The organism is Rhodococcus sp. 06-1460-1B (genome assembly GCF_002258475.1).
Lineage (GTDB): Bacteria > Actinomycetota > Actinomycetes > Mycobacteriales > Mycobacteriaceae > Rhodococcoides > Rhodococcoides fascians.
This window is the reverse complement of sequence record NZ_NOYS01000030.1, coordinates 312,129-336,026: the sequence shown is the minus strand read 5'-3', so window position 1 is coordinate 336,026 and position 23,898 is coordinate 312,129. Positions and strand designations below refer to the sequence as shown.

The following is a 23,898-nucleotide window of genomic DNA, read 5'->3' as shown; positions in this document are numbered from 1 at the left end:
AAACGGACAATCGTGTCTCTTTCGTAGCCGGCGACACGGCACAGTACGACGTAGCGAACAGGTAGCTTGGACAACGATGACCGCAACACTTGCAGACCCTGTATCCGAGGTAGTGGCAGCAGCCCAGCGACTACTGACCAAGCGCACCGGGGCACCGGTGACGCTGATCGATCCCGTCGACCTCGGGGGTAGTGGCCAAGCCATCGTGTTGCGAGTGAAGGTGTCCGAGAATCCTTTTCAGCTTCCGCGAACCCTTGTCGTCAAGCAGGTGCGCGATCTTCCCGGAGAATCGGAGCTGCATTCCGAGCTCACCGATGTCGCCGGGTCGAGTGCATTTCTGCGCGAGGCCGCCTCGTACCAGTTCGCGAATGCGCTGGCCACCGACAGCAGGCCGGGGCCGGAGCTGCACGCCTACGATCTCGATGCTCGGCTGTTGATTCTGAGCGACCTCGGTGACGCCAGTGCGATCCCCACGCTGCTGCGCAGTTCCGATGCATCGATGGTCACCAACTCGTTGATGGCCATGGCTCAGGCGCTCGGGCGCATGCATGCGGCAACCGTGGGCCGTGAGGACGATTTCGCAGCATTGCTTCGGCGGGTCGGCCAGCCCGACTCGGCTGACGGAATTTCCGCGCAGATACCCGACGCCCTCGCCGCGGTACCCGGCATGTTGACCGGATTGCTCGGAGTAGGGGCACCACCGGACGTCCTTCTCGAACGGGTCTCGCGCAGCGGACGGCTGTTCGCTCACGGGGCGTTCCGTGCCTTCAGCCCGTCGGATCTGTGTCCCGACAACATCATCGTCAACGACGAAGGCGTTCGATTCCTCGACTACGAGTGGGGCGGTTTTCGAGACGCCACTCTCGACATCACGTACGCGTTGGCGTCGTTCCCGGGGTGTCTGTGCAGTTTCGAGCTCTCGCACGATCGCGAGCAGGCCATGATCGACGCGTGGCGTTCGGAGGTCGTCGGCATCTGGCCTGCACTGGCGGACGACCACGTGCTGGCGACCAAGCTGCTCGACGCGAGGTTGATCTGGGTGTGGCTGACCACGTACTGGTTCCTACCCGACGATCACACTCGAATTGCCGCGGCGCGCGCACATCAGCTGTCGGTACCGCGGTCGCAGGCGCTGATTTCGCGTTGGTCGGTGCTCCAGGACAGCGCAGTGCGTTCGGGAGAGCCCGATATCGCCGACTACGCCGAGTCGGTCGTGTCCGCTCTGCGGGCGAAGCGGGACCGCTGAGCGCGAACGCGTTCGCCTTTCGTACCGTCGAATCGGTAGCGTTCGACCGGTGAGCGGCGGTTTCGGAAGTGACATCTCGGACGACGAGTCGGACGGCGACGGATTGTTCGATCCGCCCGCGGCACCGGATCCGATGATCGACGAGCCCCGTCCTACTTCCACGTACACGCGACCCGACGCACCGCTCGCGGTACGCATGCGACCGACGACGCTCGACGAGGTCGTCGGACAGTCTCATCTGCTGGCACCCGGCGCACCGTTGCGTCGTCTCGTCGAGGGATCCGGAGCGTCCTCGGTGATGCTGTACGGCCCGCCCGGAACAGGAAAAACCACGCTGGCGTCGTTGATCTCGGGGGCGACCGGTCGCAAGTTCGAGGCGTTGTCCGCCCTGTCGGCCGGGGTCAAGGAAGTGCGCAACGTCATCGAACTCGCGCGCCGCCGGCTGTTGTCCGGTGAGCAGACCGTGTTGTTCATCGACGAGGTCCACCGTTTCTCCAAGACGCAGCAGGACGCACTGCTCGCCGCCGTCGAGAACCGAATCGTGTTGCTCGTGGCCGCCACGACGGAGAATCCGTCCTTTTCGGTGGTGTCACCACTGCTGTCGAGATCCCTGGTGCTGCAATTGCAGCCGCTGGGATCCGAGGACATCGAACTGTTGCTGACCCGTGCGGCCAACGATCCCCGAGGCCTGGACGGTGCGGTGACCATCGCCGAGGACGCAATGGATCACCTGGTGCGGCTCGCGGCCGGTGACGCCCGCCGAGCGTTGACGGCCCTCGAGGCGGCAGCGGGTGCCGCAACCGACGGAACGCTGGACCTCGCGACGGTCGAGGCCAGTGTCGACAAGGCCGCGGTGCGCTACGACCGTGACGGCGACCAACACTACGACGTCATCAGCGCGTTCATCAAGTCGATCAGGGGATCCGACGTCGATGCCGCACTTCATTACCTCGCACGCATGATCACCGCGGGGGAGGACGCCCGTTTCATCGCGCGGCGGCTCGTCGTCCATGCGAGCGAGGACATCGGGATGGCCGATCCCACCGCACTGCAGACGGCCACCGCCGCGGCGAGTGCCGTGCAGATGATCGGGATGCCGGAGGCGCGACTGGCGCTGGCGCAGGCAACCATTCACCTGGCGACAGCGCCCAAGTCCGGTGCCGTGATCGGCGCACTCGGAGCGGCCATGGCCGACGTCGCCGCAGGCAAGTCCGGATCGGTGCCGCCGCATCTACGCGACGGCCACTACAAGGGTGCCCAGGGGTTGGGTAACGCCGTCGGATACAAATACCCGCACAGCAGTCCGGGTGGCGTGCTGGGGCAGCAGTATCCGCCCGACGAACTGGTCGGCGTGAACTACTACGAACCCACCGAACACGGTGCCGAGCGCGAAATCGCGACCAGGGTGGGGAAACTGCGGCGCATCATCCGAGGCCGATAGGCCCTCGGATCGACACAGGGTCTCGGACGCTAACCTGTATCAGTGCAGACCCATGAGATCCGCAGGCGTTTCCTCGACCATTTCGTGAAGGCGGGACACACCGAAGTACCCAGTGCGTCGTTGATCCTCGACGATCCGAACCTGCTGTTCGTCAACGCCGGCATGGTTCCCTTCGTGCCGTTCTTCCTCGGGCAGCAGACACCGCCGTACAAGACGGCGACGAGCGTCCAGAAGTGCGTGCGCACCCTCGACATCGAGAACGTCGGTATCACCACTCGGCACAACACGTTCTTCCAGATGGCCGGAAACTTCTCGTTCGGCGATTACTTCAAGCGCGACGCGATCAAGCATGCCTGGACCCTGCTGACCGACAGCGTCGAAGACGGCGGGTACGGGTTCGATCCCGAGCGGATCTGGGCCACGGCCTACCTCGACGACGACGAGGCGATCGAGCTGTGGAAGGAGATCGCCGGTCTGCCCGACGAACGCATCCAACGTCGTGGAATGGCCGACAACTACTGGTCCATGGGAATCCCCGGACCCTGTGGGCCCTGCTCGGAGATCTACTACGACCGAGGCCCCGAGTTCGGTGCCGAAGGCGGCCCCGAAGCCGACGAGGACCGGTACATCGAAATCTGGAACCTCGTGTTCATGCAGAACGAACGCGGCCAAGGCATCAGCAAGGACGACTTCGAGATCCTCGGCCCACTGCCGAAGAAGAACATCGACACCGGCATGGGCGTCGAGCGCGTCGCATTCCTGCTCCAAGGCGTCGACAACGTGTACGAGACCGATCTCGTGCGGCCGGTCATCGCCAAGGCAGAGGAGCTGTCGGGTCGGACCTACGGCAGTAACCACGACGACGACGTCCGCTTCCGCGTCATCGCCGACCACGCGCGCACCGCTGCATTGCTGATCTCCGATGGAGTCAATCCCGGCAACGACGGCCGCGGCTACGTGCTTCGGCGCCTGCTGCGTCGCATCGTCCGATCCGCGCGACTCCTCGGCGCACCCGACGAGACGATGGCGCAGTTCATCACCGTCGTCCGCGACACCATGGCCGAGTCGTACCCCAACCTGGTCACGGACTTCGATCGCATCCTCACCGTCGCAGTGGGGGAGGAGACCGCCTTCCTCAAGACCCTGACGTCGGGCTCGCGGCTGTTCGAGGGTGCCGCGGAGGCCGTCAAGGCGTCGGGCGCGAAAAAGATCGGCGGTGCCGAAGCCTTCGCGCTGCACGACACCTACGGGTTCCCGATCGACCTGACGCTCGAAATGGCCGCCGAGGCCGGACTGTCCGTGGACGAAGACGGATTCCGCTCGTTGATGGCCGAGCAACGCACTCGCGCCAAAGAGGACGCCCGCGCGCGCAAGCATGCACACGCCGACCTCACCGTCTACAAGGATTTCGTCGACGGTTCGCCGACCGAGTTCACCGGGTTCGACGAACTCGGTTCCGAGGCAACGGTTCTCGCGTTGATCTCCAACGGCGTTCGGGTTCCGACCGCGGTCGCCGGCGAGAGCGTGGAGATCATCCTCGACCGCAGCCCGCTGTACGCGGAATCCGGAGGTCAGATCGCCGACATCGGCACCATCACCGCACCCGGCCTGACCGTCAAGGTCAACGATGTGCAGAAGATCGCCAAGAAGGTATGGACCCACAAGTCCGTGGTCGATACCGGCCAGATCACCGAGGGCGACACGGTGCACGTCGACGTCGACCACGCCTGGCGCAAGGGCGCCACCCAAGGGCACTCGGGCACGCACATGGTCCACGCTGCACTGCGCCAGGTGCTCGGACCCAATGCGACGCAGGCAGGTTCGCTGAACAAGCCGGGGTACCTGCGATTCGACTTCTCCTGGCAGGGCTCGTTGTCCGAGGCGCAGCGCGACGACATCGAGAATGTCGCCAACGATGCGGTCGGCTCGGACTACGAGGTCAACACCCTCGTCACCGACCTCGACAGCGCCAAGAAGATGGGGGCAATGGCGCTGTTCGGCGAGAACTACGGCGACGAGGTCCGCGTGGTCGAGATCGGCGGGCCGTTCTCGATGGAACTGTGCGGTGGCACTCACGTCCAACACTCGTCGCAGATCGGTCCGGTCACCATCCTCGGCGAATCCTCGGTCGGCTCGGGAGTACGCCGCGTCGAAGCCTTCGTCGGCCTCGACTCGTACCGCTACCTGGCGAAGGAACGCGCGCTGTTGGCCGGCGTCGCGTCGTCGTTGAAGGTCCCGTCCGAGGAGGTGCCGGCGCGCATCGAGAACCTGGTGGAGCGTCTTCGGGTCGCCGAGAAGGAACTGGAGTCGGTCAAGGCCGCGGCCGTACTGGCCTCGGCGGGAGAGTACGTCGGTAAGGCCGAACGGTTCGGTGACGTGCGAGCAGTCGTCGCGCAGGCACCCGACGGCGTCGGCGGCAACGACCTGCGCACGCTGGCCACCGACATCCGCGGCCGACTCGGGACGGATCCGGCCGTGGTCGTGCTGTTCGGCACGGTCGGTGGCAAGGTCCCGTTCGTGGTCTCGGTGAACAAGGCCGCCCAGGAGACCGGAATCGCGGCCGGCGAGCTGGTCGCGTCGTTCGGCCCGAGCATCGGTGGCCGAGGTGGTGGCAAGCCCGAACTCGCCCAGGGATCGGGCTCGGATGTCGCGGGCATCGCCGCAGGGATCGACGCCGCTCGGGCGCGATTGACCGAACTCACCACCCACTGACGATCGTGCCGACTCAGGGGCGAGGCCCCGATCGACCCGGCGTCGACGATCCGGGCCGCGGCCGACGCATCGGCGTAGACGTCGGGAGCGTTCGCATCGGCATCGCGTCGTCCGACCCCGACGGCGTCCTCGCGACGCCCGTCGAAACGGTGCCGCGGTCCAAGGTCAAGGGACCCGATGCGCCGGACGTCGTCCGGGTGGCGGAGATCATTGCCGAGTACGAGGCCGTCGAGGTCGTCATCGGACTGCCTCGGACGTTGCGCGGTGAACGTGGAAGTGCAGTCGACGCGGCGGAGAGATTCGGCCGTTCTCTGCATAGGCGGTTGGGCGATGTGCCGATTCGCATGGCCGACGAGAGACTGACTACGGTGAGCGCGTCGCGTGCCTTACGGGAGAGTGGTGTGCGCGCGAAGGATCAGCGATCGGTCATCGACCAGGCCGCCGCGGTAGCGATACTGCAGGGTTGGCTCGACGAACGACGGGCCGCGGCGCACCGAGCAACGACGAATTCAGGATCGACGGAGGTCGACGAGTGAGCAACCATGGGTCCGATGATCGGGGTCGACGGCGGGTGGCCCCGGACGAGGCCCACACCGATCCGATCGGGTATCGCGTGGACGAGGGCAGTGAGTTCCACCGGAGTATGAATCGGTCCCGGCCGCCGCAACGCAGTGAACCGCATACGCAGGGCACCCGTCGTGCGGACCGCGAGGCCGGCGGCGGCCCGGTAGTCGACCCGGATGCCGGAGCGATGCCGCAGGCCGTGGGTCGGAGCCGCGCCGCCGGTCGCAGGGAACGCGCTGCGTCCAGCCGGAAGCGTCGTGGCCGAGTCGTCGCCCTGGTTCTCGGGCTGCTGTTGGTCGTCGCCGTGGCAGGAGGGGGGTACTTCGCAGTGAACAAGTTCGGGAATCGAACGACACCGAACGAGGACTTCGCGGCCGGTTCGTCCGGTGACGGAGTCGTGATTCAGGTCCATCCCAACGACACCGCCCAGCAAATCGGTACCGAGGCTGCGGACAAGGGCGTGGTGGCGAGTTCCGGAGCGTTCCTCGAAGCTGCGCTGCAGAACAATGCGATCACGTCGGTCCAGCCGGGCTTCTACCTGCTCACCAGCGGTGTTCCGGCTTCCCGCGCGGTCGAGGAGCTGGTGGATCCTGCCTCGCGGGTGGGAAACATGGTCATCTCGGAGGGGCGTCAACTGCACGACGCGAGAGACGTGAACACCGGTTCGGTCAAGAAGGGGATCTACACCCTGATCTCCGAGGCCAGCTGCGTGGATCGGACCGGCAGCGGCAGTCCGACGTGCATCAGCTACGACGATCTCAATGCAGCAGGAGCGGTCGACGATCCGGCGGCCCTGGGAGTGCCGCAGTGGGCAACCGACCGCGTGGAGGGCGTGCCGGACCGAGACCGGCAGCTCGAAGGTCTGATCTCCGCCGGAACGTGGGACTTCGATCCCAGCGCCGCTCCTGCGGACATCCTGAAGCAATTGGTGTCCGAGAGCGCCACCCGGTACGAGGACACCGGAATCCTCACCGCGGGCAGCAACTCCGGACTGACCCCGTACGACACACTCGTCGCGGCCTCGCTGGTGGAGCGTGAATCCCTGCCGCAGGACTTCAGCAAAGTGGCGCGGGTGATCCTCAACCGTCTCGCGGTGCCGCAGAAGCTCGAATTCGACTCGACGGTGAACTACTCGCTCGACACCACCGAGGTGGCCACCACCGACGCCGATCGCGCCACGGTGACGCCCTGGAACACCTATGCCAGCGAAGGGCTGCCCGCCACTCCGATCTCGTCCCCGAGCATCGGTGCGGTACAGGCCGTCGAGATGCCGGCCGACGGAGACTGGCTGTACTTCGTGACCATCAACCAGGCTGGGGAGACGCTGTTCACCCGCAGCTACGACGAGCACCTGGCCAACATCGGCAAGGTGGAAGCCGGATTCCTCGACAGCGGCCGCTGACATGCGTGCCGCCGTACTCGGCAGCCCGATCGAGCACTCGAAGTCACCGGTGCTCCATCGGGCGGCCTACCGCGCCCTCGGCCTCGACGAGTGGACCTACGACCGAATCGAGTGCACGGCCGAGCAACTTCCCGAACTGGTCGACGGTTTCGGGCCGGATTGGGTCGGCGTGTCGGTGACGATGCCCGGCAAAGTCGCCGCCCTGAGGTACGCGTCGGAACGTACCGAACGCGCCGTCCTGGCCGGGTCGGCCAACACTCTGCTGCGGACGACGTCGGGATGGCGGGCGGACTGCACGGACGTGGACGGCGTCGTCGGCGCACTGCGAGATGGTGGAATCGACGATCTGACCGGTGCCGCCGTGACGGTGGTGGGTGCAGGAGGTACGTCGAGACCCGCGATCGTGGCACTGGCAACACTGGGTGCCGCGTCGGTCACGGTGGTTGCTCGATCGGCCGATCGTGCGACGGCCACTCTCGAGTGCGCGGTGGCCGCCGGGCTCCGCGCCGACTTCGCACAGTTGAGCGATCCCGGGCTCGCCGACGTCGCAGCGGCGTCGGCCGTGCTGGTCAGCACCGTGCCCGCAGCCGGAGTTGCCCCCTTCGCGGCCGCTCTCGGCCGGGCACCCGTCGTACTCGATGCGATCTACGACCCCTGGCCGACCGCACTCGCCGCTGCGGTCGACGACGCCGGCGGAACCGTCATCAGCGGACTGTCGATGCTGCTCAACCAGGCCTACGGGCAGGTAGAGCAATTCACCGGTATGCCGGCACCACGATCGGCCATGCGAGAGGCGCTCGGCGTCGTTCGGTAGCCGCGTCTGTGGTCGACCGGCGAGCAACCTCGATCTGCGCCCGTCGGGTCATCGGCTGTGCACAAGACATCGGCTGTACACAGGGCGGCGGTTGTCCACAGGTCTTTTCGTGACCTGGACTGTGCGCGCAACTCGGTTCGTCTCGGTGCGACGCTTCGAGCCATGTGGAGTCTGGGTGTTGCCGTCACGGTCGGTGCGGTCGCCGGTGTGGTGCTGCGCGTCGTGTTGCGTCGATGGGAGCCGCGTCTTCTACCGGCGCTGTGTGTCCTCGGATCCGGGTGGGCGTGGTGGCGGTTCGGGGAGAGCCCGGATGCCGCGTCGTGGGGGCTGATCACCTGGTGCGTACTGACGTGGTGGTTCGCAGCGCTGATCGCCGTCGACCTGCGGTGTCGCCAGCTGCCGAACGTGTTGACCGTTCCCGGTGCGGTCGTGGTTCCGGCAGTGCTGGTGGCGACGGGTTCGGCTCAGGCTCTGCTGGGCGGCGGGCTGCTGTTCGGCATCTACCTCGTGGTTCATCTCGGTGCGCCGAGGGCGTTCGGCGCGGGTGACGTCAAGCTCGCCTGGTCGGTGGGTTCGATCGCTTGCCTGGGCGGTACAGCCGGGTGGACCGTCGCGGCGTTGGCGGCGCCGGTGGCCACAGCCGTGGTGGGGTCGATCGCGGCGGTCTGCGGATACCCCGGTGCGCGCATCGCGCACGGGCCGTCGATGTGCGCGGCCACCCTGCTGGCAGTTGCGGCGGCCACGACGTGAAAAGATGTTCGAGTGCTGCGCTGGATAACTGCCGGAGAATCCCACGGACCCGCTCTCGTCGCCATCCTCGAAGGAATGGTCGCGGGAGTCGAGGTGACCTCGGACGACATTGCTCGCCAACTCGCTCGCCGCCGCCTCGGTTACGGCCGCGGTGCTCGCATGAAGTTCGAAGCGGACAAGGTGACCCTCACGGGCGGCGTTCGTCACGGCCGGACCATGGGCGGGCCGGTGGCGATCGAGGTCGGTAATACCGAATGGCCGAAGTGGGAACAGGTGATGTCGGCCGACCCCGTCGACGAGGCCGTCCTCGCCGATCTGGCCCGCAACTCTCCACTGACTCGACCACGACCCGGGCATGCCGACTTCTCCGGGATGCTCAAGTACGGTTTCGACGACGCACGTCCGGTGCTCGAGCGTGCCAGTGCGCGTGAGACCGCGGCGCGGGTGGCGATCGGAACGGTCGCGCGGCTGTTCCTGAAGCAGGCGTTCGGCATCGACGTCGTCTCGCACGTGATCTCCATCGGTGCCTCGGATCCCTACGTCGGCCCGCCGCCCGCGGGCGCGGACATCGATGCCATCGACGAGTCTCCGGTGCGGGCCTTCGACAAGGCCGCCGAGGAGTCCATGATCGCCGAGATCGAAGCCGCCAAGAAAGACGGCGACACCCTCGGCGGCATCGTCGAGGTCGTCGTGCACGGACTGCCGGTCGGCCTCGGCTCGTTCGTCTCGGGTGAACGCAAGCTCGACGCCAGACTGGCGGCTGCGCTGATGGGCATCCAGGCGATCAAGGGTGTCGAGGTGGGCGACGGTTTCGAGACCGCGCGCCGACGCGGCAGTGTCGCACACGACGAGATCAAGCCGGGGCCAGACGGAGTTCTCCGCTCGACGAACCGTGCGGGCGGGATCGAAGGCGGAATGACCAACGGTGAGGCTCTGCGGGTGCGTGCCGCGATGAAGCCCATCTCCACGGTTCCCCGCGCCCTGTCGACGGTGGACATGTCGACCGGCGACGAAGCGGTCGACATCCACCAGCGCTCGGACGTATGCGCTGTTCCGGCCGCCGGGGTCGTGGCAGAGACGATGGTTGCCCTCGTGCTCGCGCAGGCAGCGTTGGAGAAGTTCGGTGGGGATTCGCTGGCGGAGACGACGAGCAACGTCGACCACTACGTGAAGGGCACCGCCGCCCGACCTCCGCGATGAGCCCGTACGCGGTCCTCGTCGGACCGCCGGGTGCAGGAAAATCGACCATCGGACGGCGACTGGCCCAGGCGTTGAATCTGGATCTGTTCGATACCGACGTGGCCATCGAACGAAAAACCGGGCGAACCATTGCGGATATCTTCTCGCACGACGGTGAGCCTGCATTTCGCGAGATCGAAGAGCGGATCGTCGCCGATGCCCTGGCCTCGCACGACGGCATTCTTTCCCTCGGCGGCGGAGCCGTGTTGTCGGCTGCAACCCGGAAGCTGCTTGCTGCGCACACTGTGGTCTATCTGGAAATCAGTGTGTCGGAGGGGCTTCGGCGAACGGGAGCCAACACGTCTCGGCCACTGCTCGCGGGCCCGGACCCGCGCGCCAAGTACCAGGAATTGATGCGTCACCGCCGCCCCCTCTATCGCTCGGTTGCCACCGTGCGAGTGCGGACGGACAGTCGTAGTCCGGCCCGAGTCGTGAATCAGTTGGTGGCCAAGCTCACTGCTCTCGCACCGGTGCCCGTTCGCGAAGTGAACGACGAAACCCCCAGTAGATGAAGGTGATTCGATGACAGAGCCCGTACGCGTCCAGGTCGAGAGTGCCAACCCGTACCCGGTGATCATCGGCCGAGGCCTGTTGACGGACCTCGTCGACGAGCTCGCCGGAACCGCGACGGTCGCGATCTTCCATCAGCCACCCCTGGCCGAGACGGCCGAAGCAGTGCGAGCAGCATTGGCGGACAAGGGGATCGATGCACACCGCATCGAAATTCCGGACGCCGAGGACGGCAAGGACCTCGCGGTCGCCGGATTCTGCTGGGAGGTGCTGGGACGCATCGGCCTGACCAGAAGTGACGCCATCGTCTCGCTCGGCGGCGGCGCGGCCACCGATCTCGCCGGTTTCGTTGCGGCGACGTGGATGCGCGGCGTTCGAATCGTCCACGTTCCGACGACTCTGCTGGCCATGGTCGATGCCGCCGTCGGTGGAAAGACCGGAATCAACACCGATGCCGGCAAGAACCTGGTCGGCTCGTTCCACGAACCGGCCGCGGTGCTGGTCGACCTCGCGACACTCGAGACAGTGCCGAAGAACGAGATCGTGTCGGGCCTGGCCGAGGTGATCAAGACCGGCTTCATCGCCGACCCGGTGATTCTGGACATCATCGAATCAGACCCCGCTGCGGCGCTCGATCCGACCGGCGACGTACTGCCGGAGCTCATCAGACGGTCCGTGGAAGTCAAGGCCAGGGTCGTGGCCGCCGATCTGCGGGAATCGAATCTACGGGAGATCCTGAACTACGGGCACACCCTCGCCCACGCCATCGAGCGACGCGAGCAGTATCGCTGGCGGCACGGAGCCGCGGTGTCGGTCGGGCTCGTGTTCGCCGCCGAGCTCGGTCGTCTGGCGGGCCGCCTCGACGACGCGACCGCGGACCGCCATCGGGCGATTCTCGAATCGATCGGTCTGCCGGTGACCTACGACGAGCACGCATTCGCGGATCTGCTCAAGGGAATGCAGACGGACAAGAAGAACCGCGCAGGCCTGCTTCGATTCGTCGTCCTCGACGGATTGGCCAAGCCCGGTCGACTCGAGGGCCCGGACCCGGCTCTGCTCGTCGCGGCTTTCTCGGCTGTGGGGCGCGAGGCTCCGGCGGCCGGTGGTTCCGCCATCATGTTGTAGATCCAGGTGTTGTACGCCTGCGACACGCTTTGAACACACAACGGGCGGTGGTCGATGCATCGGTGCATCGACCACCGCCCGTTGGACGTGTGCCGCGTGGATCAGGAGCCGTCGGCGCTCCCGTGACGGTTGCCGCGCTTGTCCATCCGGGGCTTGCCGTCGGCGTCGACAGCCGAGAACACCTCGGTGTCGGCCTCGCCGTGCTCGGGTGCCCATTGCGGTTCGGCCTGCGACCGTGTGCCCGCCTGGTCCGCCCGCTCGGCCGAGCCCGCGTTCACCAGCTGGCGCTCGTGTGCTCGCTCGGCGTCGGAGGTGGCCAACTTCTTCTTCGCCTCGCGGTTGACGATCTGCCTGCCGACGAACATCGCGATGCTCGCGACGACGAACACCGTCAGGATCGTGAACGCTGCGCCCGAGGTCAGCTCGAAGATCAGTCCGTTCTGGCCCAGGCTGAAGTCGACGAAGAAATCGATGATCCAACTGATCAATCCGGCAAGCAGGCCGCCGACCACAGCAGCCTTCAGCCAGACCATCGTCAGGTCCTCGCCCTTGTCCGGGTCGGGGTTCCTGCGTCGGTCGCGGATCCCGTCGATGCCGGCCCAGACGGCGATGACGAGCACGACGAGGGCATACGCCACCCATCGCAGCGCCGAACCGCTCAGAGGCCACATCGACACCGCTGCCCCCAGCAGCAGTCGAGCGACGACGTTGATCAAAGCCATACCTATGCCACGCACTGCCCACCCAGTCATGCGGCACAGCATATCCGCACGTGGCCGATTGTGTGTCGGGGCCCACAGGTTCGCCGTGGGGGCGGCGCAGTCGAGGCTCCCGATCCGTTGACGGCCGACCAGTAATGTCGGGAACATGTCTGCTGATTTCGGCGCCCGCCGCGGTGCCTTGCGAGAGCTGTTGACCCAGGACGGCCTCGACTCGATTCTGATCACCGACCTGCTCAATGTGCGCTACCTGACCGGCTTCACCGGCTCGAATGCCGCGCTGCTCGTGTCGACCGGAGGTGACGAGCGAACAGTGATCTGCACCGACGGCCGCTACGTCACCCAGGTCGCCGAGCAGGTTCCCGATTTGCGCGCAGAGATCGACCGCGCGTCGGCGCTGCACCTGCTCGGTGCCGGTATTTCCGGTCGCGGCACCCGTGTCGGCTTCGAGAGTCATGTGGTCACGGTCGACGCCCATCGTGCGTGGGCTCAGCTCGACGGCGGCCTCGAACTGGTGCGTGCGCCGGGAGTCGTGGAATCGCTGCGCATGGTCAAGGACGAGTACGAGGTGGGTGTGCTTCGAGACGCGTGCCGCGCCGCCGACGACGCGCTCGCCGAGCTTCTGAGCGGCGGCGGGATTCGCGCGGGCCGGACCGAGCGTGAGGTGGCTCGCGAGCTCGAATCGCTGATGCTCGATCACGGTGCCGACGCCGTCTCGTTCGAGACCATCGTCGCCGCCGGAGTGAACTCCGCGGTGCCGCATCACCGCCCGACTGACGCCGTCCTGGCCGAGGGAGACTTCGTGAAGCTGGACTTCGGTGCGCTGGTGGCCGGGTACCACTCGGACATGACGCGGACCTTCGTCATCGGTGCGCCGGCGCAGTGGCAGCGCGAACTGTACGAACTGGTGCAGCGGTCGCAGGCCGCAGGCCGAGAGGCGCTGGCACCCGGTATCGAGACCGCTTCGGTCGACGCCGCATCGCGGTCGGTCATCGAGGAGGCAGGGTACGGCGAGTACTTCCTGCACGGGCTCGGTCACGGAGTCGGCCTCGAAATTCACGAAGCGCCGGGAATCGCGAAGTCGAGCACCGGTACACTGCTGAGCGGTGCAGCGGTCACCGTCGAACCGGGTGTCTACTTCTCCGGCCGCGGCGGCGTTCGGATCGAGGACACACTCGTCGTTCGCGACGAGGGTCCGGAACTGCTCACCCTGACAAGCAAGGAACTCACGTCCGTCTAGCGCGCGGGCGGGAGCGAATCCCGCACGTGACCGACGGCGCGTCACGCGCACAAACGATTGAGGAGACGCGAAGCAAGTGGCTTCCACCAGCGATTTCAAGAACGGACTGGTTCTCAACCTGGAGAACCAGCTGTGGTCGATCATCGAATTTCAGCACGTCAAGCCCGGTAAGGGGCCTGCGTTCGTGCGAACCAAGCTCAAGAACGTGCTGTCGGGCAAGGTCGTCGACAAGACGTTCAACGCCGGTGTGAAGGTCGAGACCGCAACGGTCGACCGACGCGACATGACGTACCTCTACCACGACGGTAGCGACTACGTGTTCATGGATGCCGACACCTACGACCAGCTCTCCATCGGTGAGGCGACCGTCGGCGACGGCGCGCGATTCCTGCTCGAGAACCTTCGCGTCCAGGTCGCGATGCACGAGGGCGTCCCGCTGTACGTCGAGCTTCCCGTCACCGTCGAGCTCGAGGTCAAGCACACCGACCCCGGCCTGCAGGGAGACCGCTCGACCGGTGGCACCAAGCCGGCCACGCTCGAGACCGGAGCCGAGATCTCGGTGCCGTTGTTCATCAACACCGGCGACAAGCTCAAGGTCGATTCCCGTGACGGCAACTACCTCGGGCGTGTGAACTCCTAACGTGTCATCGAAGAAGTCGACATCCTCCGGTTCGCAGAACGGCGTCCCCGGCGCGAAGAAGCTGGGTGCGCGCCACAAGGCCCGCAAGCGTGCCGTGGATTTCCTGTTCGAGGCAGAAGCGCGCAACGTCGACCCGGTGAATCTGACCAGCGAACGGATCGAACTCGCGCGCGGCGACGACACGATCGCACCGGTCAGTGAGTACACCTCCACGCTGGTCGAGGGGGTGGCAGAGAACCTGGACCGACTGGACGGCGTGATCGCCGATCATCTCAAGGATTGGACGATCGGTCGCCTGCCCGCAGTCGATCGGGCGATCTTGCGGGTCGCGGTGTGGGAGCTCTTCCACGCCACCGACGTCCCACCGGTCGTTGCTGTCGACGAGGCCGTCGAGCTGGCCAAGCAGCTGTCCACCGACGATTCGCCGGGCTTCGTCAACGGTGTACTCGGCCAGATCGTGCTCGTGGCACCGCAGGTTCGCGCCGCTGCGGCTGCTGTGTCGTCGCGTCCCCAGGCCGCAGGCCCGGACGATGCGACGGTCGACTCCGATCTGTGACACACCCGTCCACGGCAGTGTGACCGAACGCTCTGCGAGCCTGGTGGGTTCGGTTCGCAGAGCGTTGCTAGGCTTTACGCAGTTCTAGTGCCAGACATCCTTTAACGATCCGTCCAGAGAGGCGGAGAAGGAGGTCGTAGTTTGCCTGCGCCCGAAAGTTCATCCGCCGATTCTGCCGTCCGTGAGCTGCTGTCCGCAGCCGATGTAGGTCGGACCATCTCTCGCATGGCTCACCAGATCATCGAGAAGACCGCGCTCGACGCTCCCGACTCGCCGCGTGTCGTGCTACTGGGCATTCCCACTCGCGGTACCACCCTGGCCGAGCGTCTCGCCGAACGTATCGAGGCGTTCTCCGGCGTGCGGCCCCCGCTCGGCTCGCTCGACATCACCCTGTACCGCGACGATCTGCGCAACAAACCGCACCGTCCACTCGAACGCACCTCGGTGCCGACCGGCGGAGTCGACGATGCTTTGGTCGTTCTGGTCGACGACGTGCTGTTCTCCGGCCGTACCGTCCGCTCGGCGCTCGACGCGCTGCGCGATCTCGGACGCCCTCGCGCCGTCCAACTCGCGGTCCTGATCGATCGCGGCCACCGCGAACTTCCCCTCCGGGCGGATTACGTGGGCAAGAACGTGCCCACGGCCCGCTCCGAGGACGTCTCGGTGCTGCTCTCCGAGCACGACGGGCGGGATGGCGTCAGCTTGTCCGAGGGAGGATCGACGCGATGAAACACCTGCTGTCGGTCGCCGACCTCACTGCGGAATCCGCCACCGAACTGCTCGACGAGGCCGAGCGTTTCGAGCAGGCACTGCTCGGTCGCGAGGTCAAGAAGCTGCCGACGTTGCGCGGCCGGACGATCATGACCGTCTTCTTCGAGAACTCCACCCGAACTCGGGTGTCGTTCGAGGTCGCGGGCAAATGGATGAGCGCCGATGTGATCAACGTCAGTGCCAGTAGTTCGTCGGTATCCAAGGGGGAGTCCCTCCGCGACACTGCGATGACCCTGCGCGCGGCCGGTGCCGACGCACTCATCGTCCGCCACCCGGCGTCGGGTGCCGCGCACCAGATCGCTCGGTGGACCGCCGACCAAGGCGCTGGTCTCGATGGTCGTTCCGCCGGTGGCGGTCCTGCGGTCATCAATGCGGGCGACGGTACCCACGAACACCCCACACAGGCGTTACTCGACGCCCTGACGGTTCGGCAACGCCTCGGCGATATCGCCGGTCGCCGGATCGCGATCGTCGGCGATGTTCTGCACAGCCGGGTAGCGCGATCGAATGCGATTCTCCTGTCCACCCTCGGAGCCGACGTCGTGCTGGTAGCGCCGCCGACTCTGCTGCCGGTCGGTGTCGAGGGCTGGCCGGTTCGGGTCTCGCACGACATCGATGCCGAGCTACCCGGGTTGGACGCGGTGTTGATGCTTCGGGTGCAGGCCGAGCGGATGAACGGCGGGTTCTTTCCGTCGGCGCGGGAGTACTCGATCACGTACGGGCTTTCGCAGCGCCGACTCGACTTGCTGCCCGAGCACGCCGTGGTGCTGCATCCGGGGCCGATGCTGCGCGGTATGGAGATCGCGTCCTCGGTGGCCGACTCGCCCAAAACTGCAGTTTTGCAACAGGTTACGAATGGAGTTCACGTGCGGATGGCAGTCCTGTTCCGATTGCTGGTCGGTTCGGACGGGGGAGCATCATGACCGCTCCAGCACCGTCTGTACTGCTGCGTGGAGTCCTGCTGTACGGCGAGGGCCCCGAAACGAACGTCCTGATCACGGGCGAGGAGATCGTCGAGATCGGGCCCGACGTCGACGCCGACGGTGCCGACGTGGTCGAGGCGCGCGGCCAGGTTCTGCTGCCCGGCTTCGTCGACATGCACACCCATCTGCGGGAGCCCGGTCGGGAAGACACCGAGACCATCGAATCCGGCTCCGCCGCAGCCGCTCTGGGCGGGTACACCGCCGTGTTCGCCATGGCCAACACCTCGCCGGTCGCGGATTCGGTCGTCGTGACCGACCATGTGTGGCGCCGCGGACAGGAAGTCGGACTCGTCGATGTCCACCCCGTCGGAGCCGTCACCGTGGGGCTGAAAGGCAAGCAGTTGGCCGAAATGGCCACGATGGCAGCCGGGGTCGGTCGGGTCAAGATGTTCTCCGACGACGGCCACTGCGTCGACGACCCACTGATCATGCGTCGCGCACTGGAGTACTCGAGTTCGCTCGGAGTGTTGATCGCCCAGCATGCGGAAGAGCCACGATTGACCGTCGGTTCGGTCGCTCACGAGGGTCCGAACGCCGCCCGGCTCGGTCTCACCGGATGGCCCCGTGCCGCCGAGGAATCGATCGTTGCGCGTGATGCCCTGCTCGCTCGGGATGCGAATGCGCGCGTACACATCTGCCATGCTTCCACTGCCGGCACCGTCGAGCTGCTGGAATGGGCTCGGGGGCAGGGTATTTCGATCACCGCCGAGGTGACGCCCCATCACCTGCTCCTCGACGACTCGCGTCTGGAGACGTACGACGCCGTCAACAAGGTGAACCCGCCGTTGCGCGAGAAGTCCGACGTGGACGCGTTGCGCAAGGGACTGGCCGACGGTGTGATCGATTGCGTGGCAACCGATCACGCACCGCATGCCGAGCAGGACAAATGCTGTGAGTTCTCCATCGCCCGGCCCGGGATGCTCGGACTGGAGACCGCGCTGTCGATCGTCGTCGACACGATGGTGAACCCGGGTCTGCTGGACTGGCGCGGTGTGGCGAGGGTCATGAGCGAACGTCCGGCCGAGATCGTCGGCCTGGCCGATCAGGGCCGTCCGATCGAGGTGGGCGAGATCGCCAACCTGACGCTGGTCGATCCGAAGGCCGACTGGACGGTGTCGGGCAAGAAGCTCGCCAGCGTCGCACACAACACACCGTTCGAGGACATGAGCTTCTCGTCCAAGGTGACCACGACCGTCTTCCGTGGACGTATCACCGTCCGCGACGGAGTCGTGGCGAACAGGGCAGGGGAGTAGAGCCGTGGACAGAGTTCTCATCGTCATCGGCTTCATCCTGTTCTGGGCGCTGATGATCGCGCTGATCTTCTGGGGTTGGCGCGGGCGTCAGAAGCGTCAGGAAGGACGCATCGGCGAGTTCCCGGCCGTGCCGGACGACCTGGGTGCCAACCGAATCCAGCCGGCCACCGGGCTCTACGTCGGCAGCACCATTGCGCCGAGTTGGCAGGACCGGATCGCCGTGGGCGACATCGGCCACCGCGCCACCGGCGAGCTGTCACGACACGAGAAGGGAATCCTCCTCGATCGGGACGGCGAGTCACCCATCTGGATTCCGAACGAATCGATCCGGGCGATCCGTACCGAGCGCGGACTCGCAGGCAAGGTCATGACCAAGGACGGTCTCCTGGTGATCCGATGGGAGTTGCCGACGGGGACCGAGATAGACACCGGCTTCAGGGCCGACGACAAGCAGATCTACCCGGTGTGGACAGAGGGTTTCACCGGAGAAACCAAGGAGGAAACCGCGTGAGCAGCGCAGTTCTTGTTCTGGAGGACGGCCGGACGTTCCGCGGCACCACGTTCGGGGCCCAGGGGCGCACGCTCGGCGAAGCCGTCTTCTGCACCGGTATGACCGGATACCAGGAGACGCTGACCGATCCGAGCTACCACCGCCAGATCGTGGTGGCCACGGCTCCGCAGATCGGCAACACCGGCTGGAACCAGGAGGACGGCGAGGCGGCCAGTGCCCAGGATCCCAACAAGATCTGGGTCGCCGGTTACGTCGTTCGAGATCCAGCGCGCCGGACGTCGAGCTGGCGCTCGACCGGAACGCTGCAAGACCAGCTCGAGGCGCAGAACGTCGTCGGCATCGCCGGAATCGACACGCGTGCCCTGGTTCGGCACCTGCGTACGCGCGGTTCGATGCGGGCGGGAGTGTTCTCGGGCGACGCCCTCGGCACCTCTGAAGAGATGCTCGAGCAGGTGACCGGTCAGCAGTCCATGCTCGGCGCGGATCTCGCCGGCGAGGTGACCACCGGTGCCGGGTACACCATCGAACCGACCGGCGACGCTCGATTCACCGTCGTGGCAGTCGATCTCGGCATCAAGACCAACACTCCGCGAATGTTCGCCGAGCGCGGTATCCGCGTGCACGTGGTGCCGTCGAACACCAGCATCGAGCAGGTTCTCGAACTGAACCCGGACGGTGTGTTCCTGTCCAACGGCCCGGGAGACCCGGCCACGGCAGACACGAGTGTCGCGCTGACAAGGCAGGTACTCGAACGAGAGCTGCCGCTGTTCGGCATCTGCTTCGGCAACCAGATCTTCGGGCGGGCACTGGGTCGCGGCACGTACAAGATGAAGTTCGGCCACCGCGGCATGAACATCCCGGTCATCGAGCACACCACCGGTCGCATCGCGATTACCGCGCAGAATCACGGGTTCGCACTCGAAGGTGAAGCCGGCGAGGAATTCGACACCGACTTCGGTCGAGCACGAATCAGCCACACCTGCGCCAACGACGGCACCGTCGAGGGCGTCGAGCTGATCGGCGGCAGCGCCTTCTCGGTGCAGTACCACCCCGAGGCCGCGGCCGGCCCGCACGACGCCGCCTACCTCTTCGACCGTTTCACCAGCGTCCTTCAGGAGAAGAAGTAATGCCACGCCGCACAGACCTGAACCACGTCCTGGTCATCGGATCCGGCCCGATCGTCATCGGCCAGGCCTGCGAGTTCGACTACTCCGGTACCCAGGCGTGTCGAGTGCTTCGTGAGGAAGGCCTGCGGGTCAGCCTCGTCAACTCGAACCCGGCCACGATCATGACCGACCCGGAGTTCGCCGACGCGACGTACGTCGAGCCGATCACCGCGGAGTTCATCGAGAAGATCTTCGCTCGCGAGGCCGAGCAGGGCCACCCCATCCAGGCCGTGCTCGCGACCCTGGGCGGACAGACGGCTCTCAATGCAGCTGTCGCTCTGCACGATCAGGGCATTCTCACCAAGTACGGCGTCGAACTGATCGGTGCCGACTTCGACGCGATCCAGCGCGGCGAGGATCGACAGAAGTTCAAGGACATCGTCGCCAAGGTCGGTGGAGAATCCGCCAAGTCGGCCGTCTGCTACACGATGGACGAGGTACGCGAGACCGTCGCCGAGCTCGGTTTCCCGGTCGTCGTCCGGCCGTCGTTCACGATGGGTGGGCTCGGTTCGGGATTGGCCTACAACGACGAGGATCTGACCCGGATCGCCGGCGGCGGCCTGGCGGCCTCCCCGACGGCCAACGTGCTGATCGAGGAGTCCATCCTCGGCTGGAAGGAATACGAGCTCGAGCTCATGCGTGACGGCCGCGACAACGTGGTCATCGTCTGTTCCATCGAGAACGTCGACCCGGTCGGCGTGCACACCGGTGACTCGGTCACCGTTGCGCCCGCGATGACGCTGACCGACCGCGAGTACCAGAAGATGCGCGACCTCTCCATCGACATCCTGCGCGAGGTGGGCGTCGACACCGGTGGCTGCAACATCCAGTTCGCCATGGATCCGGCCGACGGCCGACTGGTCGTCATCGAGATGAACCCGCGCGTGTCACGCTCGTCGGCTCTGGCGTCCAAGGCCACGGGCTACCCGATCGCCAAGATGGCCGCCAAGCTGGCCATCGGGTACACCCTCGACGAGATCGTCAACGACATCACCAAGGAGACGCCGGCCTGCTTCGAGCCGACGCTGGACTACGTGGTGGTCAAGGCACCGCGATTCGCGTTCGAGAAGTTCCCCGGTGCCGACGGCACGCTGACCACGACGATGAAGTCCGTCGGCGAGGCGATGTCCATCGGCCGCAACTTCACCGAGGCCTTCGGCAAGGTGATGCGCTCGCTCGAAACCAAGCGCGCGGGCTACTGGACCGGCCCCGAGGTCGAGGCAAAAAGTCTGGACGCATTGCTGAAGGACCTGTCAGTTCCGCAGGACGGTCGGATGTACGGGATCGAGAAGGCCTTCGCTCTCGGTGCCACCCTCGAGCAGCTGTTCGAGGCGACCAAGATCGACCCGTGGTTTCTCGACCAGTTCCAGCAGATCCACGAACTCGGCGTCCAGGTTCGCGAGGCGGCCGAATTCGACGAGGCGCTGCTGCGTCAGGCCAAGTACCACGGTCTGTCCGATCGTCAGATCGCCGCTCTGCGCCCCGAACTCGACGGTGAGGACGGTGTGCGGGCGCTGCGCGACGAGCTCGGTGTGCACCCGGTCTACAAGACTGTCGACACCTGTGCGGCGGAGTTCGAGGCCAAGACCCCGTACCACTACGGCACCTACGAGCTCGACCCCGAAGCCGAGACCGAGGTTGCCCCGCAGCCGGACCGGCCCAAGGTCCTGATCCTCGGATCCGGTCCCAACCGGATCGGTCAGGGCATCGAATTCGACTACAGCTGTGTGCATGCGGCGCTGACGCTGTCCGAGGCCGGCTACGAGACGGTCATGGTCAACTGCAACCCCGAGACCGTCTCCACCGACTACGACACCGCCGACCGCCTGTACTTCGAGCCGCTGACGTTCGAGGACGTGCTCGAGGTCTACCGAGCAGAGGCGGCGTCGGGCACGGTTCGTGGAGTCATCGTGCAGCTGGGCGGACAGACCCCGCTCGGTCTGGCGAAGCGACTGAAAGCCGCAGGCGTACCCATCGTCGGAACCTCGCCCGAGGCCATCGACCTCGCCGAGGACCGCGGAGAGTTCGGCAAGGTACTGGACGCGGCAGGACTGCCGGCAGCCAAGTACGGCACCGCGACGACGTTCGACGGGGCCCGTGAGATCGCCGCAGGAATCGGTTACCCGGTGCTGGTGCGCCCGTCGTACGTGCTGGGCGGACGCGGTATGGAGATCGTCTACGACGAGGCATCCCTGGCGACCTACATCTCCAACGCGACGGAGATCTCGGACGACCGACCGGTGCTGGTCGACCGGTTCCTGGAAGATGCCGTGGAGATCGACGTCGACGCGCTGTGCGACGGCACCGAGGTGTACATCGGCGGCATCATGGAGCACATCGAGGAGGCCGGCATCCACTCCGGCGACTCCGCATGTGCGCTGCCGCCGATCACGCTCGGCAAGACCGACCTGGAGAACGTGCGTCGATCGACCGAAGCCCTCGCGAAGGGAATCGGTGTTCAAGGCCTGCTGAACGTGCAGTACGCCCTCAAGGACGACATCCTGTACGTCCTTGAGGCCAACCCTCGGGCCAGCCGGACGGTGCCGTTCGTGTCCAAGGCGACGGCCGTGCAGCTGGCGAAGGCCTGCGCCCGAGTGATGTTGGGGGAGAGCATCGCCGAACTTCGGACGGCGGGAATCCTGCCGGAGACCGGAGACGGTGGCACCGTCCCGGCCGGAGCTCCTATCGCCGTCAAGGAAGCGGTGTTGCCGTTCAACAGGTTCCGCCGCGCAGACGGAACCGGCGTCGACACACTGCTCAGCCCCGAGATGAAGTCCACCGGCGAGGTCATGGGAATCGACTTCGATTTCGGTACCGCTTTCGCCAAGAGCCAGACCGCCGCATACGGATCGTTGCCCGCCGGTGGCGCGGTGTTCGTATCCGTGGCGAACAAGGACAAGCGCTCGTTGATCTTCCCGGTGAAACGACTCGCCGATCTCGGGTTCGACATCCTGGCCACCGAAGGAACCGCAGATGTGTTGCGGCGCAACGGAATCAAGTGCGAGCAGGTGTACAAGCAGTCGGGCGAGGATGTCCCGGAGGGTGAGCAGACGATCGTCGACCGCATTCTGGCCGGCGACATCGCGATGGTCATCAATACCCCGTACGGTAACTCCGGTCCCCGCGTCGACGGTTACGAAATCCGTAGTGCCGCTGTGGCGCAGAACATTCCGTGCATCACCACGGTGCAGGGTGCGTCGGCCGCAGTGCAGGGCATCGAGGCCGCCATCGCCGGTGGAATCGGTGTTCGTTCCCTGCAGGATCTGCATGCGGGTCTGAAGGAAGGCCTGGTTCTGCCGTGAGTCATCACCACAGTTGGTCGGACCGGCTCCGGGCAGCGGTCGCCGCGCGCGGTCGGCTGTGCGTCGGCATCGATCCGCATCCGGCTCTGCTCGAGGCGTGGGACCTGCCGCGCTCGGCGGACGGTCTCGAGGTCTTCGCCGAGCTGTGTGTGGAGGCGTTCGTCGGTGAGGTGGCTGTCGTCAAGCCTCAGGTGGCGTTCTTCGAGTCGTACGGTTCGGCCGGCTATGCGGTTCTCGAGCGCACTGTCGGGGTGTTGCGGGACGCAGGCACGTTGGTGATCGCCGATGCCAAGCGCGGCGATATCGGAACGACGATGGATGCGTACGCGCAGGCGTGGCTGGAGCCGGGTTCTCCGTTGTCGTCCGATGCCGTCACGGTGTCGCCGTACCTGGGGTTCGACTCGTTGGGTGCGGCAATCGACCGAGCTGTCGCTCACGACCGCGGCGTGTTCGTCCTTGCCCGGACGTCGAATCCGGAGGGCTCCGCGCTGCAACACGCGTCGATGTCGACGGGTGGGTCCGTTGCGCAGTCGATCGTCGACGCGGCGGCTGCGCGCAACCGTGTCGATGCAGACACGGTGGGCCTGGTGGTCGGGGCCACCCGTGATCACGGCCTCGATCTGTCGGGCTATCGCGGGCCGGTGCTCGCGCCCGGCCTGGGTGCCCAGGGTGCCACGGTGAACGATCTGGCAGAGATCTTCCGTGATTGCCGAGAGCTGCTGTTGCCGAACTCTTCTCGGAGTGTGCTGGCGGCGGGTCCGTCGGTGACGGCGTTGCGTGCGGCGGCGACCCAGTTGCGTGACGAGATCGAAGCGGGTCTCGCATAGTCCATGGTCGCGTCGGCGAGCGTGTGGGGGTGGGTTAGCGGTGAGCGCCCGTCGTCGGTACGGTCGCTAACGCTGCCGACGACAATGCGAATCGACCGGGAATCCCTGCACGGATGGTCCTCGGCAG

General features: G+C 66.1%; 21 protein-coding genes. 20 read left to right on the top strand and 1 reads right to left on the bottom strand.

The window, feature by feature from the left end:
• The first annotated feature begins 76 nt into the window (after positions 1-76).
• The 10 genes from CH268_RS17505 (at position 77) to aroB (ending at position 11,803) form a co-directional block, all read left to right on the top strand.
• A complete protein-coding gene (locus tag CH268_RS17505) occupies positions 77-1,246 on the top strand; it encodes a kinase (RefSeq protein WP_032372489.1) in 1,170 nt (389 codons plus the stop codon).
• A 133-nt stretch (positions 1,247-1,379) separates the two neighbouring features.
• The gene (locus CH268_RS17500; RefSeq protein ID WP_239536259.1) at positions 1,380-2,687 is read left to right on the top strand and encodes a replication-associated recombination protein A; all 1,308 of its coding nucleotides are present in this window, start codon (positions 1,380-1,382) and stop codon (positions 2,685-2,687) included.
• A gap of 42 nt (positions 2,688-2,729) precedes the next feature.
• Positions 2,730-5,399: an alanine--tRNA ligase gene (gene alaS / locus CH268_RS17495; protein WP_027496968.1), complete on the top strand. Its 2,670-nt coding sequence runs from the start codon at positions 2,730-2,732 to the stop codon at positions 5,397-5,399.
• Between the two features lie 2 nt (positions 5,400-5,401).
• A complete protein-coding gene (gene ruvX, locus CH268_RS17490; RefSeq protein WP_048318410.1) occupies positions 5,402-5,935 on the top strand; it encodes a Holliday junction resolvase RuvX in 534 nt (177 codons plus the stop codon).
• The gene (locus tag CH268_RS17485) at positions 5,932-7,365 is read left to right on the top strand and encodes an endolytic transglycosylase MltG (RefSeq protein ID WP_027496970.1); all 1,434 of its coding nucleotides are present in this window, start codon (positions 5,932-5,934) and stop codon (positions 7,363-7,365) included. The genes ruvX and CH268_RS17485 overlap by 4 nt, the downstream gene beginning before the upstream one ends.
• 1 nt (position 7,366) lies before the next feature.
• A complete protein-coding gene (locus CH268_RS17480) occupies positions 7,367-8,179 on the top strand; it encodes a shikimate dehydrogenase (RefSeq protein ID WP_094665269.1) in 813 nt (270 codons plus the stop codon).
• A gap of 162 nt (positions 8,180-8,341) precedes the next feature.
• On the top strand, positions 8,342-8,929 hold the full coding sequence (locus CH268_RS17475; protein ID WP_094665267.1) for a prepilin peptidase: 588 nt from the start codon (positions 8,342-8,344) through the stop codon (positions 8,927-8,929).
• Positions 8,930-8,941: 12 nt separating this feature from the next.
• A complete protein-coding gene (gene aroC / locus CH268_RS17470) occupies positions 8,942-10,129 on the top strand; it encodes a chorismate synthase (protein ID WP_094665265.1) in 1,188 nt (395 codons plus the stop codon).
• Positions 10,126-10,680: a shikimate kinase gene (locus CH268_RS17465; protein WP_027496974.1), complete on the top strand. Its 555-nt coding sequence runs from the start codon at positions 10,126-10,128 to the stop codon at positions 10,678-10,680. The genes aroC and CH268_RS17465 overlap by 4 nt, the downstream gene beginning before the upstream one ends.
• A 10-nt stretch (positions 10,681-10,690) precedes the next feature.
• Positions 10,691-11,803: a 3-dehydroquinate synthase gene (gene aroB, locus CH268_RS17460; RefSeq protein WP_094665263.1), complete on the top strand. Its 1,113-nt coding sequence runs from the start codon at positions 10,691-10,693 to the stop codon at positions 11,801-11,803.
• Between the two features lie 101 nt (positions 11,804-11,904).
• Here aroB and CH268_RS17455 read toward each other — a convergent pair whose 3' ends face one another.
• Positions 11,905-12,555 carry a B-4DMT family transporter gene (locus CH268_RS17455; RefSeq protein ID WP_027496976.1) on the bottom strand — a complete coding sequence of 217 codons (651 nt, stop codon included), beginning with the start codon at positions 12,553-12,555 and terminating at the stop codon, positions 11,905-11,907.
• A 115-nt stretch (positions 12,556-12,670) separates the two neighbouring features.
• Between CH268_RS17455 and CH268_RS17450 the strand changes: the two genes are divergently transcribed.
• The 10 genes from CH268_RS17450 (at position 12,671) to pyrF (ending at position 23,771) form a co-directional block, all read left to right on the top strand.
• Positions 12,671-13,762 carry a M24 family metallopeptidase gene (locus tag CH268_RS17450; protein ID WP_094665261.1) on the top strand — a complete coding sequence of 364 codons (1,092 nt, stop codon included), beginning with the start codon at positions 12,671-12,673 and terminating at the stop codon, positions 13,760-13,762.
• A 76-nt stretch (positions 13,763-13,838) separates the two neighbouring features.
• Complete coding sequence (gene efp / locus CH268_RS17445) at positions 13,839-14,402, top strand: elongation factor P (RefSeq protein WP_027496978.1); 564 nt, start codon at positions 13,839-13,841, stop codon at positions 14,400-14,402.
• Position 14,403: 1 nt separating this feature from the next.
• On the top strand, positions 14,404-14,958 hold the full coding sequence (gene nusB, locus CH268_RS17440) for a transcription antitermination factor NusB (RefSeq protein WP_032365740.1): 555 nt from the start codon (positions 14,404-14,406) through the stop codon (positions 14,956-14,958).
• A gap of 141 nt (positions 14,959-15,099) precedes the next feature.
• Positions 15,100-15,687 carry a bifunctional pyr operon transcriptional regulator/uracil phosphoribosyltransferase PyrR gene (gene pyrR / locus CH268_RS17435; RefSeq protein WP_027496980.1) on the top strand — a complete coding sequence of 196 codons (588 nt, stop codon included), beginning with the start codon at positions 15,100-15,102 and terminating at the stop codon, positions 15,685-15,687.
• Positions 15,684-16,652: an aspartate carbamoyltransferase catalytic subunit gene (locus tag CH268_RS17430; RefSeq protein WP_094665259.1), complete on the top strand. Its 969-nt coding sequence runs from the start codon at positions 15,684-15,686 to the stop codon at positions 16,650-16,652. The genes pyrR and CH268_RS17430 overlap by 4 nt, the downstream gene beginning before the upstream one ends.
• Entirely contained in the window at positions 16,649-17,965 is a 1,317-nt protein-coding gene (locus CH268_RS17425; protein ID WP_094665257.1) for a dihydroorotase, read from the top strand. The genes CH268_RS17430 and CH268_RS17425 overlap by 4 nt, the downstream gene beginning before the upstream one ends.
• A gap of 4 nt (positions 17,966-17,969) precedes the next feature.
• The gene (locus tag CH268_RS17420; RefSeq protein WP_027496983.1) at positions 17,970-18,476 is read left to right on the top strand and encodes a PH-like domain-containing protein; all 507 of its coding nucleotides are present in this window, start codon (positions 17,970-17,972) and stop codon (positions 18,474-18,476) included.
• Positions 18,362-19,603, top strand: a complete 1,242-nt coding sequence (gene carA / locus CH268_RS17415) for a glutamine-hydrolyzing carbamoyl-phosphate synthase small subunit (protein WP_371828006.1) — start codon at positions 18,362-18,364, stop codon at positions 19,601-19,603. The genes CH268_RS17420 and carA overlap by 115 nt, the downstream gene beginning before the upstream one ends.
• Complete coding sequence (gene carB / locus CH268_RS17410) at positions 19,603-22,944, top strand: carbamoyl-phosphate synthase large subunit (protein ID WP_094665255.1); 3,342 nt, start codon at positions 19,603-19,605, stop codon at positions 22,942-22,944. Before carA ends, carB begins: the two co-directional genes overlap by 1 nt.
• A complete protein-coding gene (pyrF, locus tag CH268_RS17405; protein WP_032382081.1) occupies positions 22,941-23,771 on the top strand; it encodes an orotidine-5'-phosphate decarboxylase in 831 nt (276 codons plus the stop codon). Before carB ends, pyrF begins: the two co-directional genes overlap by 4 nt.
• The last annotated feature ends 127 nt before the right edge of the window (positions 23,772-23,898 follow it).